Origin of the sequence: Rahnella sp. GSA61A (genome assembly GCF_019969905.1) — a bacterium.
Lineage (GTDB): Bacteria > Pseudomonadota > Gammaproteobacteria > Enterobacterales > Enterobacteriaceae > Rahnella > Rahnella aceris.
In genome coordinates, this window is the sequence record NZ_JAHXYO010000002.1 from 101,476 (window position 1) to 115,608 (window position 14,133).

At 53.8% G+C, this 14,133-nt stretch carries 13 protein-coding genes and 1 pseudogene; 10 read left to right on the forward strand and 4 right to left on the reverse strand.

What is annotated here, in order from left to right; genetic code table 11:
• Positions 1–222 precede the first annotated feature (222 nt).
• From upp to hda, 3 genes are all read left to right on the forward strand, one after another.
• The gene (gene upp, locus LC431_RS02520; RefSeq protein ID WP_013576561.1) at positions 223–849 is read left to right on the forward strand and encodes a uracil phosphoribosyltransferase; all 627 of its coding nucleotides are present in this window, start codon (positions 223–225) and stop codon (positions 847–849) included.
• Positions 850–928: 79 nt separating this feature from the next.
• Positions 929–2,221, forward strand: a complete 1,293-nt coding sequence (uraA, locus tag LC431_RS02525) for a uracil permease (RefSeq protein ID WP_013576560.1) — start codon at positions 929–931, stop codon at positions 2,219–2,221.
• A 176-nt stretch (positions 2,222–2,397) separates the two neighbouring features.
• The gene (hda, locus tag LC431_RS02530) at positions 2,398–3,105 is read left to right on the forward strand and encodes a DnaA inactivator Hda (protein ID WP_013576559.1); all 708 of its coding nucleotides are present in this window, start codon (positions 2,398–2,400) and stop codon (positions 3,103–3,105) included.
• Positions 3,106–3,158: 53 nt separating this feature from the next.
• On the opposite strand, the gene arsC is transcribed toward hda, so the two are convergent.
• Together arsC and LC431_RS02540 are read right to left on the reverse strand one after the other, a co-directional pair.
• Entirely contained in the window at positions 3,159–3,515 is a 357-nt protein-coding gene (arsC, locus tag LC431_RS02535; RefSeq protein WP_112151698.1) for an arsenate reductase (glutaredoxin), read from the reverse strand.
• 27 nt (positions 3,516–3,542) lie between these two features.
• A pseudogene (locus tag LC431_RS02540) lies at positions 3,543–4,919 on the reverse strand (M48 family metalloprotease); the annotation flags it as partial.
• A gap of 416 nt (positions 4,920–5,335) precedes the next feature.
• Here LC431_RS02540 and LC431_RS02545 point away from each other — a divergent pair.
• Entirely contained in the window at positions 5,336–6,400 is a 1,065-nt protein-coding gene (locus LC431_RS02545; RefSeq protein ID WP_013576556.1) for an AI-2E family transporter, read from the forward strand.
• 74 nt (positions 6,401–6,474) lie between these two features.
• On the opposite strand, the gene bcp is transcribed toward LC431_RS02545, so the two are convergent.
• Both bcp and LC431_RS02555 read right to left on the reverse strand, forming a co-directional pair.
• Positions 6,475–6,942 (reverse strand): thioredoxin-dependent thiol peroxidase, encoded by a 468-nt coding sequence (bcp, locus tag LC431_RS02550; protein WP_013576555.1) that lies wholly within the window; start codon positions 6,940–6,942, stop codon positions 6,475–6,477.
• 25 nt (positions 6,943–6,967) lie between these two features.
• Positions 6,968–7,534: a glycine cleavage system transcriptional repressor gene (locus tag LC431_RS02555; RefSeq protein ID WP_013576554.1), complete on the reverse strand. Its 567-nt coding sequence runs from the start codon at positions 7,532–7,534 to the stop codon at positions 6,968–6,970.
• A gap of 145 nt (positions 7,535–7,679) precedes the next feature.
• Between LC431_RS02555 and dapA the strand changes: the two genes are divergently transcribed.
• From dapA to LC431_RS02585, 6 genes are all read left to right on the forward strand, one after another.
• Positions 7,680–8,561 (forward strand): 4-hydroxy-tetrahydrodipicolinate synthase, encoded by an 882-nt coding sequence (dapA, locus tag LC431_RS02560; protein WP_013576553.1) that lies wholly within the window; start codon positions 7,680–7,682, stop codon positions 8,559–8,561.
• Positions 8,562–8,577: 16 nt separating this feature from the next.
• Positions 8,578–9,657, forward strand: a complete 1,080-nt coding sequence (gene bamC, locus LC431_RS02565) for an outer membrane protein assembly factor BamC (RefSeq protein ID WP_112151697.1) — start codon at positions 8,578–8,580, stop codon at positions 9,655–9,657.
• 56 nt (positions 9,658–9,713) lie between these two features.
• A complete protein-coding gene (gene purC / locus LC431_RS02570) occupies positions 9,714–10,427 on the forward strand; it encodes a phosphoribosylaminoimidazolesuccinocarboxamide synthase (RefSeq protein ID WP_013576551.1) in 714 nt (237 codons plus the stop codon).
• A 219-nt stretch (positions 10,428–10,646) separates the two neighbouring features.
• Positions 10,647–11,519, forward strand: coding sequence for a neutral zinc metallopeptidase (locus tag LC431_RS02575; RefSeq protein ID WP_223509227.1), 873 nt, complete (start codon positions 10,647–10,649; stop codon positions 11,517–11,519).
• 114 nt (positions 11,520–11,633) lie between these two features.
• Positions 11,634–12,086 (forward strand): DUF441 domain-containing protein, encoded by a 453-nt coding sequence (locus tag LC431_RS02580; protein ID WP_200227082.1) that lies wholly within the window; start codon positions 11,634–11,636, stop codon positions 12,084–12,086.
• A 1-nt stretch (position 12,087) separates the two neighbouring features.
• Positions 12,088–14,073 carry a tRNA(Met) cytidine acetyltransferase TmcA gene (locus tag LC431_RS02585; RefSeq protein WP_223509229.1) on the forward strand — a complete coding sequence of 662 codons (1,986 nt, stop codon included), beginning with the start codon at positions 12,088–12,090 and terminating at the stop codon, positions 14,071–14,073.
• Positions 14,074–14,133 lie beyond the last annotated feature (60 nt).

Sequence of the window (14,133 nt, forward strand, 5' to 3'; positions counted from 1 at the left end):
CCCACGGCGGTTTGGGTTGGTGGTTGAAGAATAAAGCGGGGCAATTCTAACAGTGGAAGCAAACGTTTGCGAGCGCCTTATTCGATGATGAGTTTTAGGCTGTCTATACTCTAACCGGGTTACTGATGATCCAGATCAGGCTATTTGGTATGGCGTTCAAAAAAAATGGCGTTATAATCTCGCGATTTTTTTTGCAGCTCAACCACCTTAGGAGAATAAATAATGAAGATCGTCGAGGTGAAACACCCGCTGGTGAAACACAAGCTGGGCCTGATGCGTGAAAACGACATCAGCACGAAACGTTTTCGCGAACTGGCTTCTGAGGTGGGAAGTCTGCTGACGTATGAAGCGACTGCTGATTTAGAAACTGAAAAAGTGACGATCGAAGGCTGGAATGGCCCGGTTGAAATCGATCAGATTAAAGGCAAGAAAATTACCGTAGTGCCTATCCTGCGTGCCGGTCTGGGCATGATGGAAGGCGTACTGGAACACGTTCCGAGTGCGCGTATCAGTGTGGTCGGCGTGTACCGTGATGAAGAAACCCTCAAGCCTGTGCCGTATTTTCAGAAACTGGTTTCTAACATTGAAGAACGTCTGGCACTGGTGGTTGATCCGATGCTGGCGACGGGGGGGTCTATGATTGCCACCATCGACCTGCTGAAAAAAGCCGGCTGCCAGAGCATTAAAGTGCTGGTGCTGGTTGCCGCGCCTGAAGGGATCGCCGCTCTCGAAGCCGCACACCCGGACGTTGAGTTGTACACCGCCTCGGTGGATCAGGGACTCAACGATAAAGGCTACATCATCCCGGGGCTCGGCGATGCGGGCGACAAGATATTTGGTACGAAATAAATAAGCGTTTAGCCGACTAATCAGTCGGCTTTTTTTTGCTCGTCATATACAACATCACACCATTGAGAGGATCACATTCATGACCCGTCGTGTCATCGGGGTAAGCGAACGTCCGCCATTGCTGCAGACGATTCCCCTGAGTTTCCAGCATCTGTTTGCCATGTTTGGTGCCACCGTCCTGGTGCCCATTCTGTTTAAGATCAACCCGGCAACGGTGCTGCTGTTCAATGGCATAGGGACTTTGCTGTATTTATTTGTCTGTAAAGGGAAAATACCGGCTTACCTTGGCTCGAGCTTCGCGTTTATTTCCCCGGTGCTGTTGCTGTTACCGATGGGGTATGAGGTGGCGCTCGGTGGTTTTATTGCCTGCGGGCTGTTGTTCTGCCTGGTGGCGCTGATTGTTAAGAAAGCCGGAATTGGCTGGATTAACGTGATATTCCCGCCTGCGGCGATGGGCGCAATCGTTGCCGTCATCGGACTGGAACTGGCGGGCGTGGCGGCGAATATGGCGGGTCTGTTACCTGCCGAGGGCGCGGCGGTGGATTCCACCACCATTACCATTTCGCTGGTGACACTGTCTGTGACCATTCTGGGGTCCGTGCTGTTCCGTGGTTTCCTGGCGATTATCCCGATCCTGATCGGCGTGCTGGTGGGTTATGCACTGTCGTTCTTTATGGGGGTGGTGGATGTCTCAACGATCGAGAATGCGCACTGGTTCGCGCTGCCAACCTTCTATACGCCACGTTTTGAATGGGTCGCCATCCTCACGATCCTGCCTGCGGCGCTGGTGGTTATTGCCGAACACGTCGGGCATCTGGTTGTGACGGCAAACATTGTGAAGAAAGATTTACTGCGTGATCCGGGCCTGCACCGTTCGATGCTGGCAAACGGTTTGTCGACCGTGTTGTCCGGTTTCTTCGGCTCAACGCCAAATACCACGTACGGTGAAAACATCGGCGTCATGGCCATCACCAAGGTATACAGCACCTGGGTTATTGGCGGCGCGGCCATTCTGGCTATTCTGCTTTCCTGTATCGGCAAACTGGCGGCAGCCATCCAGGCTGTGCCGGTACCGGTGATGGGCGGCGTTTCATTGCTGCTTTATGGTGTGATTGGTGCATCCGGTATCCGCGTGCTGATTGAATCGAAAGTGGATTACAATAAAGCACAAAACCTGATCCTGACCGCAGTGATCCTGATCATCGGTGTCAGCGGCGCGAAAATCCACATTGGTGCAGCGGAGCTGAAAGGCATGGCGCTGGCAACGATCGTGGGCATTTTCCTGAGTCTGCTGTTCAAAGTTATCGAGATTTTCCGTGGCGAAGAACAGATCATTGATGTTGAAGATGAGCGGGAAAATCCGCCGGTCTGATCTGCACGTTTTTAAGTGAATCCCTGACCGGCGGGTGTATTGCCAGCCGGTCAGGTGCTCGGATCGCAAGCGGTTGCACCCGGCACAGTTCATTTCACAACGGATCCTTGCTAGAATTCGGCAGTTCCTTTTATTGACGTGACAACATCTGCGGTCATTATACCGCTTTGGTTGAGGTGCTTCTGAATACGCCGGCACAGCTTTCTTTGCCACTTTATCTTCCCGATGATGAAACCTTTGCCAGTTTTTATCCGGGGGAAAACCCCTCTCTGCTTTCTGCCATTCAGAGCGCATTGCATCAGGAACACGGCACTTATATTTATTTCTGGTCACGCGAGGGCGGCGGCCGCAGCCACTTGCTGCATGCAGCCTGCGCCGAATTATCACAGCGCGGTGAAGCCGTCGGTTATGTGCCATTAGACAAACGCGCGTATTTCGTGCCTGAAGTGCTGGACGGTATGGAGCACCTGGCGCTGGTGTGCATCGATAATATCGAAGGCATTGCCGGTGATGATGAATGGGAAGCGGCTGTTTTCCATCTCTATAACCGCATTCTTGAAACCGGCCGTACGCGCCTGTTTATTACCGGCGATCGACCTCCGCGTCAGCTCAATCTCAGCCTGCCGGATCTGGCTTCCCGTCTCGACTGGGGGCAAATCTACAAACTTCAGCCGCTTTCCGATGAAGAAAAACTTCAGGCATTGCAGCTACGCGCTAAACTGCGCGGGTTTGAACTGCCGGAAGACGTGGGCCGTTTCCTGCTCAAACGTCTGGATCGGGAAATGCGTACGTTGTTTATGACCCTGGATCAGCTCGATCGCGCTTCGATTACGGCGCAGCGGAAACTGACGATCCCGTTCGTGAAAGAAATTCTCGGGTTGTGACAGGAAGGGATGTCCGGGTTCGTTAGCACTGAACCCGAACTGAAAGCGCGGGGTTATAAAATCTCTTTGACCTGTTCCGGCGGACGCCCTAAACGCGCTTTGCCGTTGGCCACCACAATCGGACGTTCAATCAGCCGCGGATGATCGGCCATCGCCTGTAACAGCGCGTCCTCGCTCAGACTGGTATCCTTCAGATTCATGTCTTTATAAATCTGCTCACCCTTACGCATCAGTTCACGTGCAGAGCTGAAACCCAGCAGGTCGATCAATTCTTTCAGCTTATCCACTGACGGCTGCGTTTCCAGATACAAAATCACTTGCGGTTCAATGCCTTCTGCTTCCAGCAATTTCAGGGTTTCACGGCTCTTCGAGCATGCCGGGTTATGATAGATTGCGACATCGTGTTGCATAAAAGTTTCTCCATTCTGGCACTGAAATCAGCCTTTCTGATACTGACGGAATCGTTGCTGCAACTGACGAAGCTGGTCGATTCGTGCGTCATAACGGGCCTGTTCCAGACTGCCTAATTTTTGTAATGCGCTGGCATTGCTCAGCATTTCAATCGCCTGATCCAGACGTCCGACTAATGCCACGCTTTCCGCACGGGCAGCCAGTTCCTGCGCACGTAAACCCTGTGCTGCGGCGGCCTGAGACAACAAATCCCAACCATTCGGATCACCCGGATAATTGAAAGTATAGCGGTTGAGGATTTTCATGGCATTGGCCGGCTTCGCACCTTCGAGATAAGCATTGGCCAGATTGAGTTGCAGCACGGCGTTGGCACTGCTGGCCGCACCGGCCTGCTCCAGACGCGCTATCGCCTGCGGCGCACGTTTGCTGTCGATATCATTATCGGTGGCTAAATCGAGTAACCATTCGTTGCCCGGATTCTGAGCCAGCAGCGGTTCAAGGATCGTCCGCGCCTGATCATATTTTTTTGCTTTATAAAATTGCAGTGCATGGCCGTATTTTGCCGCCAGTTGCTCGCGGATATTGCCATTGCTCAGTTTCAGCAGATAGTCGTCACTCAGCGGGAAGCTCTCTGAACCGTACATCCCCAATATGCGTACTTTCGCCAGGGTATAATCTTGTGAAGATTGCACAATCGGGTGCGGCATCTGGTTGGCGCGGTTACGGATATCGGCCAGACGGCTGTCGGGCAACGGGTGCGTCAGCAACATTTCCGGCGGACGGGTTGAGTAGCTCGCCTGATCTGCCAGTTTTTGCAGGAAGGCGGGCATCGCCTGCGGATCAAACCCCGAACGCTGTAAGACCTGAATGCCGATACGGTCGGCTTCCTGCTCATTGCCCTGCGTGAAGCTGATCATGCCTTGCTGCGTGCCTGCTAGTGTACCGGTCAGCGCCGCCATGCCCATTTGCGGACTGGCCATCGCCAGTAGAATTGACCCCAGCGCCCCCACCCAGGTGAGCGGCGCGTTACGTTGCTGGTCTTCCATCGCACGCGCCAGATGGCGCTGGGTCACGTGGGAAATTTCGTGCGCCATGACCGACGCCAGCTGGCTTTCGTTATCGGTATAACGGAACAGTGATGAGTGAAGCACCACATTGCCGCCAAAGAAGGCAAAGGCGTTCAGCTCATCGTTATTGACGATGAAAAAATGGAATGGCGTGCGGACGGAATAGGCATGCGCCACCAGCCGTTGCCCCAGTTCGTTGATGTACTGATTGAGCAGCGGATCGTTAATCAGCGGCGTGCTGGCGCGCATCTGACGGACATAAAAATCGCCCATCTGTAATTCCTGATTAATACTGAGTGTACCGCCTGCAGTCGTGCCGATGTCCGGTAATTGGTCGCTCACCGGCGGGGCTAACGGCGAGTTAGGGCTTTTTACGGGGCTCACGGGGGTTGACCAGAATGAACTGTCATCCGCACCGGCGGGCGGTATGGAACCCGCCAGCAGGCTGCCCAGACACAGGGCAATCACCCTTTTTTTCAACCGCATGACCATAAACATTTGCTTCCCAATAAGTTAACCGCGATACCGATGAGCTTTGCGAGCCTTTCTTCTGCGGACAGTCAGTCAGACCATTATTTTCTTGCGCTTTTCTCTGCGCTGGTCTCTATAGTAGCTATCCGCGTGAGAGTTTAAAACACTCCGAAGCTACAGTCGTGTGACAACGAATTTTTTAAATAGTTACTTGTGTCTGAGCGCGCAGGGAACGAACAGCGCGTAGATGCCAGACCCGAAATTACAGGAGCGTTTTCTTAATGTTGGATATGTTATTACAGTGGTACCGCCGTCGCTTTACCGACCCGCAGGCTATCGCGCTGCTGGCGATTCTGGTCGCAGGATTCTGCATCCTCTATTTTCTCAATGGTATCCTTGCGCCGCTTCTGGTGGCGATCGTACTCGCCTATTTGCTGGAATGGCCGACGGTGCGTCTGCAACATGTCGGGCTTTCCCGCACGCTGTCGGTCAGCGTGGTGCTGATTATTTTTGCCGGTATTTTGCTGCTCGGTATGTTTGTCATTGCCCCGGTGACCTGGCAGCAGGGGGTGAACCTGATGACCGATTTACCGAGCATGCTGAACCGCTTTTATGATTTCGCCGCAACATTGCCGAAGCGTTATCCGGCGCTGGTGGATGCGGGCATCATCGATATGATGGCGGAAAACATGCGCAGCAAATTATCCGGGCTGGGTGAGTCAGTAGTGAAATATTCACTGGCCTCGCTGGTCGGTTTACTGACGCTGGCAATTTATCTGATTCTGGTGCCGATGATGGTGTTCTTTCTGCTCAAAGATAAAGAGCAGATGCTGAGTGCCGTGCGTCGCGTTCTGCCCCGCGATCGCGGGCTGGCCGGACAGGTTTGGGTGGAGATGAATCAGCAGGTCACCAACTATATTCGCGGCAAAGTGCTCGAAATGATTATCGTCGGAGTGGCCACGTATCTGGTGTTCTGGGTGATGGATTTGCATTATTCGCTGCTGCTGGCGGTGCTGGTCGGCGTATCCGTTCTGATCCCGTATATCGGCGCGATGCTGGTGACCATTCCGGTGGTGATTGTCGCGATGTTCCAGTGGGGGCTGGGCGCGGATTTCTGGACGCTTTTCGTCGCCTATCTGGTGGTGCAGGGGCTGGACGGTAATGTGATCGTGCCGCTGTTGTTCTCTGAAGCCGTTAACCTGCATCCGCTGGTGATTATTCTTTCTGTCGTGGTGTTTGGCGGTCTGTGGGGATTCTGGGGGGTGTTCTTTGCCATACCGCTGGCGACGCTGGTCAAAGCCGTGGTTCACGTCTGGCCGGATGAATCACTCAACGAAACGGTCTGATTTTTTCTGCTTACCGCACCCAATAAAAAAAGCGCGTCTGCGCTTTTTTTGTCTCCACAATCTGACCGTGTCGGCTATTTACCGTTGAGGTAGGCCATGACGATGTCATGGTGATTGGTGGTTTTGAAATCGTCGAACACTTTCTCGACTTTGCCATTGCCGTCGAGCAGGAAGCTGATGCGATGGATGCCGTCGTAGGTTTTCCCCATAAAGGATTTTTCACCCCAGACGCCAAACTGCTCACAGACCTGATGATCTTCATCGGACAACAAGGTGAAGTTCAGCAACTCTTTCTCAGCAAAACGCGACAGTTTTTCCGGTTTATCGGTGCTGATCCCCAGCACTTCCACTCCGGCATTTTTTAACTGATCCATGTTATCGCGCAGTCCGCAGGCTTGTACGGTACAACCCGGCGTCATGGCTTTAGGATAGAAATAGACCAGGACTTTCTGTCCCTGGAAGTCGGCCAGATTAATTTGTTCACCGTCTTGGTCGGGCAAACTAAATTGCGGCGCAGGGTCACCGGCTTTCAGTGGGCTCATTGTCTTTCTCCATATCTCTTAGCGATTACTGCAGTTTATCTTCATTCTCAGAATAACTAACCACGTTAATACTGCCTTGCGCTTTCAGTTCTGTACATAGCTGATGAAACGCCTGCTCAATAATTGCCGCATCGGTATTGGCTGCGCTGTGCGCCGTTATTTGAATCGATAACTGCGCCGGCGTGGCGGCATCTGCCGGGCGCGTTTTTGAGGCAAGTTCGGCGATATTCATCTGATGCGTATCGAATAAATCGGTAAAACGTTCGATCAGATGCGGAGAGTCTTTCACCTCCACTTTCACCCAGACCGTAGCAGGCATTGGCTGGCGTTCATGTGCACTGGTTCGCTTCATCACGATCAATAATTCCAGCTCTGCGCCTTTTTGCGGCAGGGTGGATTCGATCAGTGTAATCGCGTTCCAGCTTCCGGAAAGCAGCATGATAAACGTAAACTCATCACCGAGCATCGCCAGACGGCTGTCTTCAATATTACAGCCGCAGCTGCTGACCTGACGGGTAATGGTGTTGACGATACCCGGACGATCAGCGCCTAAGGCGGTGATCACGAGATAATGTTGTTGTGGCTGCGGCAAAATAGGTCTTCCTGTCGTGCTTGGGAGTATTCCCAAGGTAAACATAAAAAAAACCGCCGGACAAGCGGTTACCGCTCGTTGATTGCTTGCTTTTGCAGTGGTGTCAAAAGTACCATGAGTGACCTGTTTGTGGAGGGGAAGGTCAATGTTTACGGGAAGTATTGTTGCACTGGTTACGCCGATGGACACCAAAGGTGCTGTCGATCGCGCGAGTCTGAAAAAACTGATTGATTATCATGTGTCCAGTGGTACTGCGGCGATCGTTTCCGTTGGCACGACCGGCGAGTCGGCCACGTTGAGCCATGAAGAGCACGGTGACGTGGTCTTACAGACGCTGGAACTGGCTGATGGACGCATCCCTGTTATCGCAGGCACGGGCGCAAACGCGACTGCTGAAGCGATTTCTCTTACGCAACGTTTTGAAAAAAGTGGCGTTGTTGGTTGCCTGACCGTCACCCCTTATTACAACCGTCCGACGCAGGAAGGTCTGTATCAGCACTTCAAAGCCATCGCTGAAAATACCTCTTTGCCGCAAATTCTCTACAACGTGCCTTCACGTACCGGCTGCGATATGTTGCCGCAGACTATCGCGCGTTTAGCAAAATTGAAGAATATTGTTGCTGTTAAAGAAGCAACAGGGAACTTAAGTCGGGTTAGTCAGATCCAAGTGCTGGTTGATGATGAAGATTTCATTTTGCTGAGCGGCGATGACGCCAGCGGTCTGGACTTTATGCAACTCGGTGGTAAGGGCGTTATTTCCGTCACGGCTAACGTAGCTGCCCGTGAAATGGCCCAACTTTGTGAGCTGGCAGCGCTTGGCAACTTTGCCGAAGCGCGTCGCCTGAATCAGCGCCTGATGCCTTTGCATCAGAATTTGTTTGTAGAAGCAAACCCAATCCCGGTGAAATGGGCCTGTAAGGCACTGGGTTTGATGGCAACCGATACGATGCGTCTGCCTATGACGCCGTTAACAGATGCTGCCCGTCCGGTCGTGGAAGAAGCATTAAAAAGCGCCGGTTTGCTGTAACTCTTAGGAAGATTTGATGGCCTCTTTATTTGACAAGAACAGTTTCCAGATGACCCGATTGCAGAAAACGGCCGTAGCGAAAGTGGTCGGGGTTTCCCTGATCATGCTGCTGGCCGCCTGTTCAAGCGATCAACGTTACAAACGCCAGGTAAGTGGCGATGAAGCCTACCTGGATGCGTCAGGTCTGCATGAGCTGAAAGCGCCGGTCGGGATGATTCTTCCCGTGCAGAACGGAACGTATGAAGTTCAGGCAGGATCAATGCAGGGCGCCGTGGGCAAACAACTCGACATCCGTCCACCATCCCAGCCACTGGCGCTGCTGAGCGGTTCCCAGACGCAATTCTCTGGCAACAGCAGCACCGTGTTGCTGGAAAATACCGCGCAGAACCGTGATCTGTGGAATAACGTCGTGAAAGCGGTTGAGCAAAATAATTTCAAAATTGCCAACCGTGATGATGCTAACCAGACACTGACCACCGATTTCGTTGACTGGAATCGTGCGGATGAAGACTTCCAGTATCAGGGGCGTTATCAGATCAGCGTGAAACAGCAGAGTTACCAGTTAGCGCTGACGGTGAAAACGCTTGAGCTGAAACAACAGGATAAACCTGTGACCTCTTCTGCTGAAATCCAGCGTTACAACAGCCAGATGATGAACGCCATCACGGCGAGCCTGGATAAAGTGCAGCAGGATACTCAGGCACGCCTCGACAACCGTCGTGTTGGTGAGATTGATGTTCAGAGCGGTGCAGATGATACCGGCCTGCCGGTGCTGATTGTTCGTGAGAGCTACGGTGTTGTGTGGGATCGCCTGCCAAATGCCCTGACAAAAGTCGGCATGAAAGTGACCGACAGCAGCCGTCCGCAAGGCACATTGTCTGTGACCTACAAACCGCTGAATGACGATGCGTGGCAGACACTGGGTGCGAAAGATCCGGGGCTGACTTCCGGTGATTACAAACTTCAGGTTGGCGACCTCGACAACCGTAGTAGTTTGCAGTTCCTTGATCCGAAAGGACATGCTCTCAGCCAGTCGCAGAACGATGCGATGGTGGCGGTCATGCAGGCCGCGTTTAGCCAGAGTAGCGCAAAATAATACCAAGGGGCTCCGGCCCCTTTTTACATCTGTTTTTTCCACTGGAGTAAGTAAAGATGCAAAAGTTAGCTGAGTTGTATCGCGGCAAGGCGAAAACCGTCTACACCACCGAAAACCCGGACCTTCTGGTACTGGAGTTCCGTAACGATACGTCAGCACTGGATGGTCAGCGTATTGAGCAGTTCGACCGTAAAGGCATGGTTAACAACAAATTTAACCATTTCATCATGGCTAAGCTGGAAGAAGCCGGTATTCCTACTCAAATGGAACGCCTGCTGTCTGACACCGAAGTGCTGGTGAAAAAACTGGATATGGTCCCGGTTGAATGCGTGATCCGTAACCGTGCTGCTGGTTCGCTGGTAAAACGTCTGGGCATTGAAGAAGGTCTGGAACTGAACCCACCGTTGTTCGATTTGTTCCTCAAAAATGACGCCATGCACGACCCGATGATCAACGAATCGTATTGCAAGACGTTTGGCTGGGTGAACGAAGAAAACCTCGCGCGCATGAAAGAGCTGAGCTACAAAGCCAACGACGTGCTGAGCAAACTGTTTGATGATGCCGGTCTGATCCTGGTCGACTTCAAACTGGAATTCGGTCTGTTCAACGGGGAAGTGGTGCTCGGTGATGAGTTCTCTCCAGACGGCAGCCGCCTGTGGGATAAAGAAACCCTGAACAAAATGGACAAAGACCGTTACCGCCAGAGCCTGGGTGGCCTGATCGAAGCTTACGAAGAAGTCGCTCACCGTATCGGTGTGAAACTGGACTAAGCTGCACGTTATTTTTTTAGCCAGACTGCGCAATCGTTTACGCGGTATGCACTAAACGGGTGATGGCCTCCGTCACCCGTTCTCTTTCCTGCATTTAATTTTCCTGTTTTAACACTGATTCCTTTCATTTAATTCCTCCGCCACTAAACTTACGTCCTTTCGCAGATGGTATTAACTGCGTGTGCTGGCTAGTCTTAAAAAAACAGGTTGGAGGTATCTATGCGTTGGCAAGGGCGTCGCGAAAGCGACAATGTAGAAGACAGACGCGGACAGGGATCTAACGGAGGCGGTCTAGGCGGCGGAGGAATGCGCCTGCCGATCCGTGGCAAAAGCGGTATCGTGATCATCATCGTGGTGCTGGTGGCCGGGTATTACGGTATCGACCTCACTCCGCTGATTGACGGCGGTCAGTCCGGCGGCATGCAGCAAACACAGTCACAATCCATCAGCCCGAAAGATGACGAGCAGGCAAAATTCACCTCGGTGATCCTCGCTTCGACGGAAGACACCTGGAAAGAGATTTTCCAGCGGCAGGGCATGACTTATCGTGAACCCAAACTGGTGATGTATCGCGGCGCGACCCGCACCGGTTGTGGCACCGGCCAGTCAGTGATGGGGCCGTTCTATTGCCCGGCGGACAGCACGGTGTATATCGATCTGTCGTTCTATCAGGAATTGCAGAACAAACTCGGCGCGGGCGGTGATTTTGCGCAGGGCTATGTGGTGGCGCACGAAGTCGGCCACCATGTGCAGAACTTGCTGGGCACCGAACGCAAGGTTCGCGAGATGCAGCAGGGCGCGTCGCAGACTGTGGTAAATCAGTTGTCGGTGAAAATGGAATTACAGGCTGACTGTTACGCCGGTGTCTGGGGGCACGCGATGCAGCAGCAAAATGTTCTCGAAGAGGGCGATCTGAAAGAAGCGCTGGATGCCGCGCAGGCCATCGGCGATGACCGGTTGCAACAGCAAGGTCAGGGGCGCGTGGTGCCGGACAGCTTCACTCACGGTACTTCCCAGCAGCGTTATACCTGGTTCAAACGCGGCTTTGATACCGGTAATCCGGACCAGTGTAATACCTTTGCCAGCCGCTGATTAAGTGGCAGGAAGCGCTGGTCTGCTGCTAAAAACTGTTCAATAATCAATGACCGATCCAGAGAGGCTCCCCGGGCCTCTCTTTCATTTTCATGTTGAACCGCTGGGAATGCCATGGCTTTTCTCGATCCAACCCTATTGATCTTACTTGTTTTCGCCGGTCTGGGCATTATCAGCCACAACAGCGCCGTCACCATCGCAATGTTCTTCCTCCTCACGGTGCGTATTACGCCACTGAACAGTTTTTTTCCGTGGATAGAAAAATACGGCCTGACTATCGGCATTATTATTCTGACCATTGGCGTGATGGCGCCGATTGCCAGCGGAAAAATCAGCGCCAGCACCATTGTGCATTCTTTCCTCCACTGGAAATCTATTGTCGCCATTCTGGTGGGTGTGCTGGTGTCGTGGCTTGGCGGACGTGGCCTGACGCTGATGGGTACGCAGCCGCATCTGGTGGCTGGCCTGTTAGTGGGCACCGTGCTGGGCGTGGCGTTGTTTAAAGGCGTACCGGTCGGGCCGCTGATTGCTGCCGGTCTGTTATCGATGATTGTCGGGAAAACCTGACATGTCTGCGACGTTGCTACAGCAGCAGATGCAGCGGCGGGGTGTCCGGCGTTTGCTGGTATTCAGTGGCGGGACGCAGTGGTGTGAACAACAGGCTGTCCTGTTCTCTGCTCAAAGTGCCGGTGACTGGCTGTGGCTGAGTGATTCACCGCCTGATGGCGTCACATCCTGCCCGCCTTCAGCGGCGCAGACGCTGCTCGGACAGGACATTTTTCACGGTGTGTTTGATGCGCGTTATGGCCTCAATACCGAGGCGCTGGCGGTATTTTCCGGCACATTGAAAGCCGGAAGCTGGCTGATTCTGCTAATACCGGAATGGAACGCCTGGCCTGGCACGCCGGACGCGGACAGCCTGCGCTGGAGCGAACAACCGCAGGCGATCCCGACGCCGCGTTTCATCCGCCGTTTCCAGTCTTTACTCGAACAAGATCGCAACATTACGGTTTGCCAGCAGGATCAGCCTTTTGATATCCCCCCGCTGCCAGCAGCACCCGACTGGCTGCCACCCGACGGCCAGCCCACCGCTGAACAATCGCAGATTTTACAACAACTGATGCAGGCTCAGTCCGGTGTATGGGTGCTGACGGCTGCCCGTGGCCGTGGCAAATCGACGCTGGCGGGAATGCTTGCCAGACAGTGGCCGGGTACTTGCTGGGTGACCGCACCGGCGAAAGCCTCAGCCAGCCAGGTTCTCAATCATCAAACAGAGTCTGCCCGCTTTATCGCACCAGATGCGTTGCTTTCATTATGCCGCGAAGGTGCGGTAACGGACATTGACTGGCTGATTATCGACGAAGCGGCAGCAATTCCGACGCCGATGCTTTCGGAAATTATCGCGGCTTTTCCGCGTGTGTTACTGACCACTACGGTTCAGGGATATGAAGGCACCGGACGGGGGTTCTTACTTAAATTCTGTGCATCCCTGCCGCGGTGGCATGACCTGCGTCTGAATTCCCCGATCCGCTGGTCATCATCCGACACGCTTGAGCCGTTTATCAGTCAGTTATTGTTGTTTGACGAGCATTTGCCTGTAGCAGAACAGACTGGCGGCACATCAGAAATTTTCTCCATTGATGCCGACGACTGGCTGAGTGAACCGGCGCTGTTAGAGGAATTCTACGGCCTGCTGACCAGCGCACATTACCGCACGTCGCCGCTGGATCTGCGGCGTTTGCTGGATGCGCCGGGCATGACATTCAGTGCGTCGCGACAGAAAAACACCCTGACCGGCGCGTTATGGCTGGTGGATGAAGGCGGGCTGAGTGCTGAACTGGCGCAGGAAGTCTGGGCGGGCAGGCGACGTCCGCGCGGTAATCTGGTGGCGCAGTCTCTCGCCGCGCACGCGGGTTTCCCCGAGGCTGCCGTATTGCGTTCACGGCGTGTCAGCCGGATTGCGGTACATCCCGCGTTTCGCCGTCGGGGTATCGCCCGTGATCTGTTATCGGCGCAGAAACAGCAGGCGCGGCTGGCGGGGCTGGATTTTCTGTCCGTCAGTTTTGGTTACACCACGGATCTGGCGGCCTTGTGGCAACAGGCCGGATTCCGGCTGGTGCGCGTCAGTATGCAGAAAGAAGCCAGCAGCGGCTGTTATGCCGCAATGGCGATATTACCGCTGAGCGTGGCGGGGCAGGCACTGGCGGACAGAGCCGTGCATCAGCTTGACCGTGACTGGCGCTGGCTGGCGCCTCAGATGGATTTAACCCTGCCGCTCGATACCACTGCGGATACGCAACCCGATGATGCCGACTGGCGCGAGCTGAACGGATTTGTGTTCGCCCATCGTCCGCTGGAAAGCAGTTTACCGGCGCTCAGTCGCGTGCTGTTGCACAGCACTTTGCCACTGACGGCGTTGCGTGCGCATCTGCAACAGGGGCAAAGTGTCGCGCAAGTCGTCATGTCGCTGAAGCTTTCCGGCCGTAAAGCGCTGGTTTCGCGCTGGCGTGAGGAGACACGACAGGCGCTGAAAGCCGCGGGAATGGCTGAATAAATCAGCGGTTTCATTGCAAAAAATGGAAAGACTCGTTCAATAAAACCCGATTTCACTGAC

Coding starts and splice junctions, on each gene's coding strand:
- upp (WP_013576561.1), top strand. CDS start 223: ATGAAGATCGTCGAGGTGAAACACCCGCTGGTGAAACACAAGCTGGGC.
- uraA (WP_013576560.1), top strand. CDS start 929: ATGACCCGTCGTGTCATCGGGGTAAGCGAACGTCCGCCATTGCTGCAG.
- arsC (WP_112151698.1), bottom strand. CDS start 3,515: ATGCAACACGATGTCGCAATCTATCATAACCCGGCATGCTCGAAGAGC.
- LC431_RS02545 (WP_013576556.1), top strand. CDS start 5,336: ATGTTGGATATGTTATTACAGTGGTACCGCCGTCGCTTTACCGACCCG.
- bcp (WP_013576555.1), bottom strand. CDS start 6,942: ATGAGCCCACTGAAAGCCGGTGACCCTGCGCCGCAATTTAGTTTGCCC.
- dapA (WP_013576553.1), top strand. CDS start 7,680: ATGTTTACGGGAAGTATTGTTGCACTGGTTACGCCGATGGACACCAAA.
- bamC (WP_112151697.1), top strand. CDS start 8,578: ATGGCCTCTTTATTTGACAAGAACAGTTTCCAGATGACCCGATTGCAG.
- purC (WP_013576551.1), top strand. CDS start 9,714: ATGCAAAAGTTAGCTGAGTTGTATCGCGGCAAGGCGAAAACCGTCTAC.
- LC431_RS02575 (WP_223509227.1), top strand. CDS start 10,647: ATGCGTTGGCAAGGGCGTCGCGAAAGCGACAATGTAGAAGACAGACGC.
- LC431_RS02580 (WP_200227082.1), top strand. CDS start 11,634: ATGGCTTTTCTCGATCCAACCCTATTGATCTTACTTGTTTTCGCCGGT.
- LC431_RS02585 (WP_223509229.1), top strand. CDS start 12,088: ATGTCTGCGACGTTGCTACAGCAGCAGATGCAGCGGCGGGGTGTCCGG.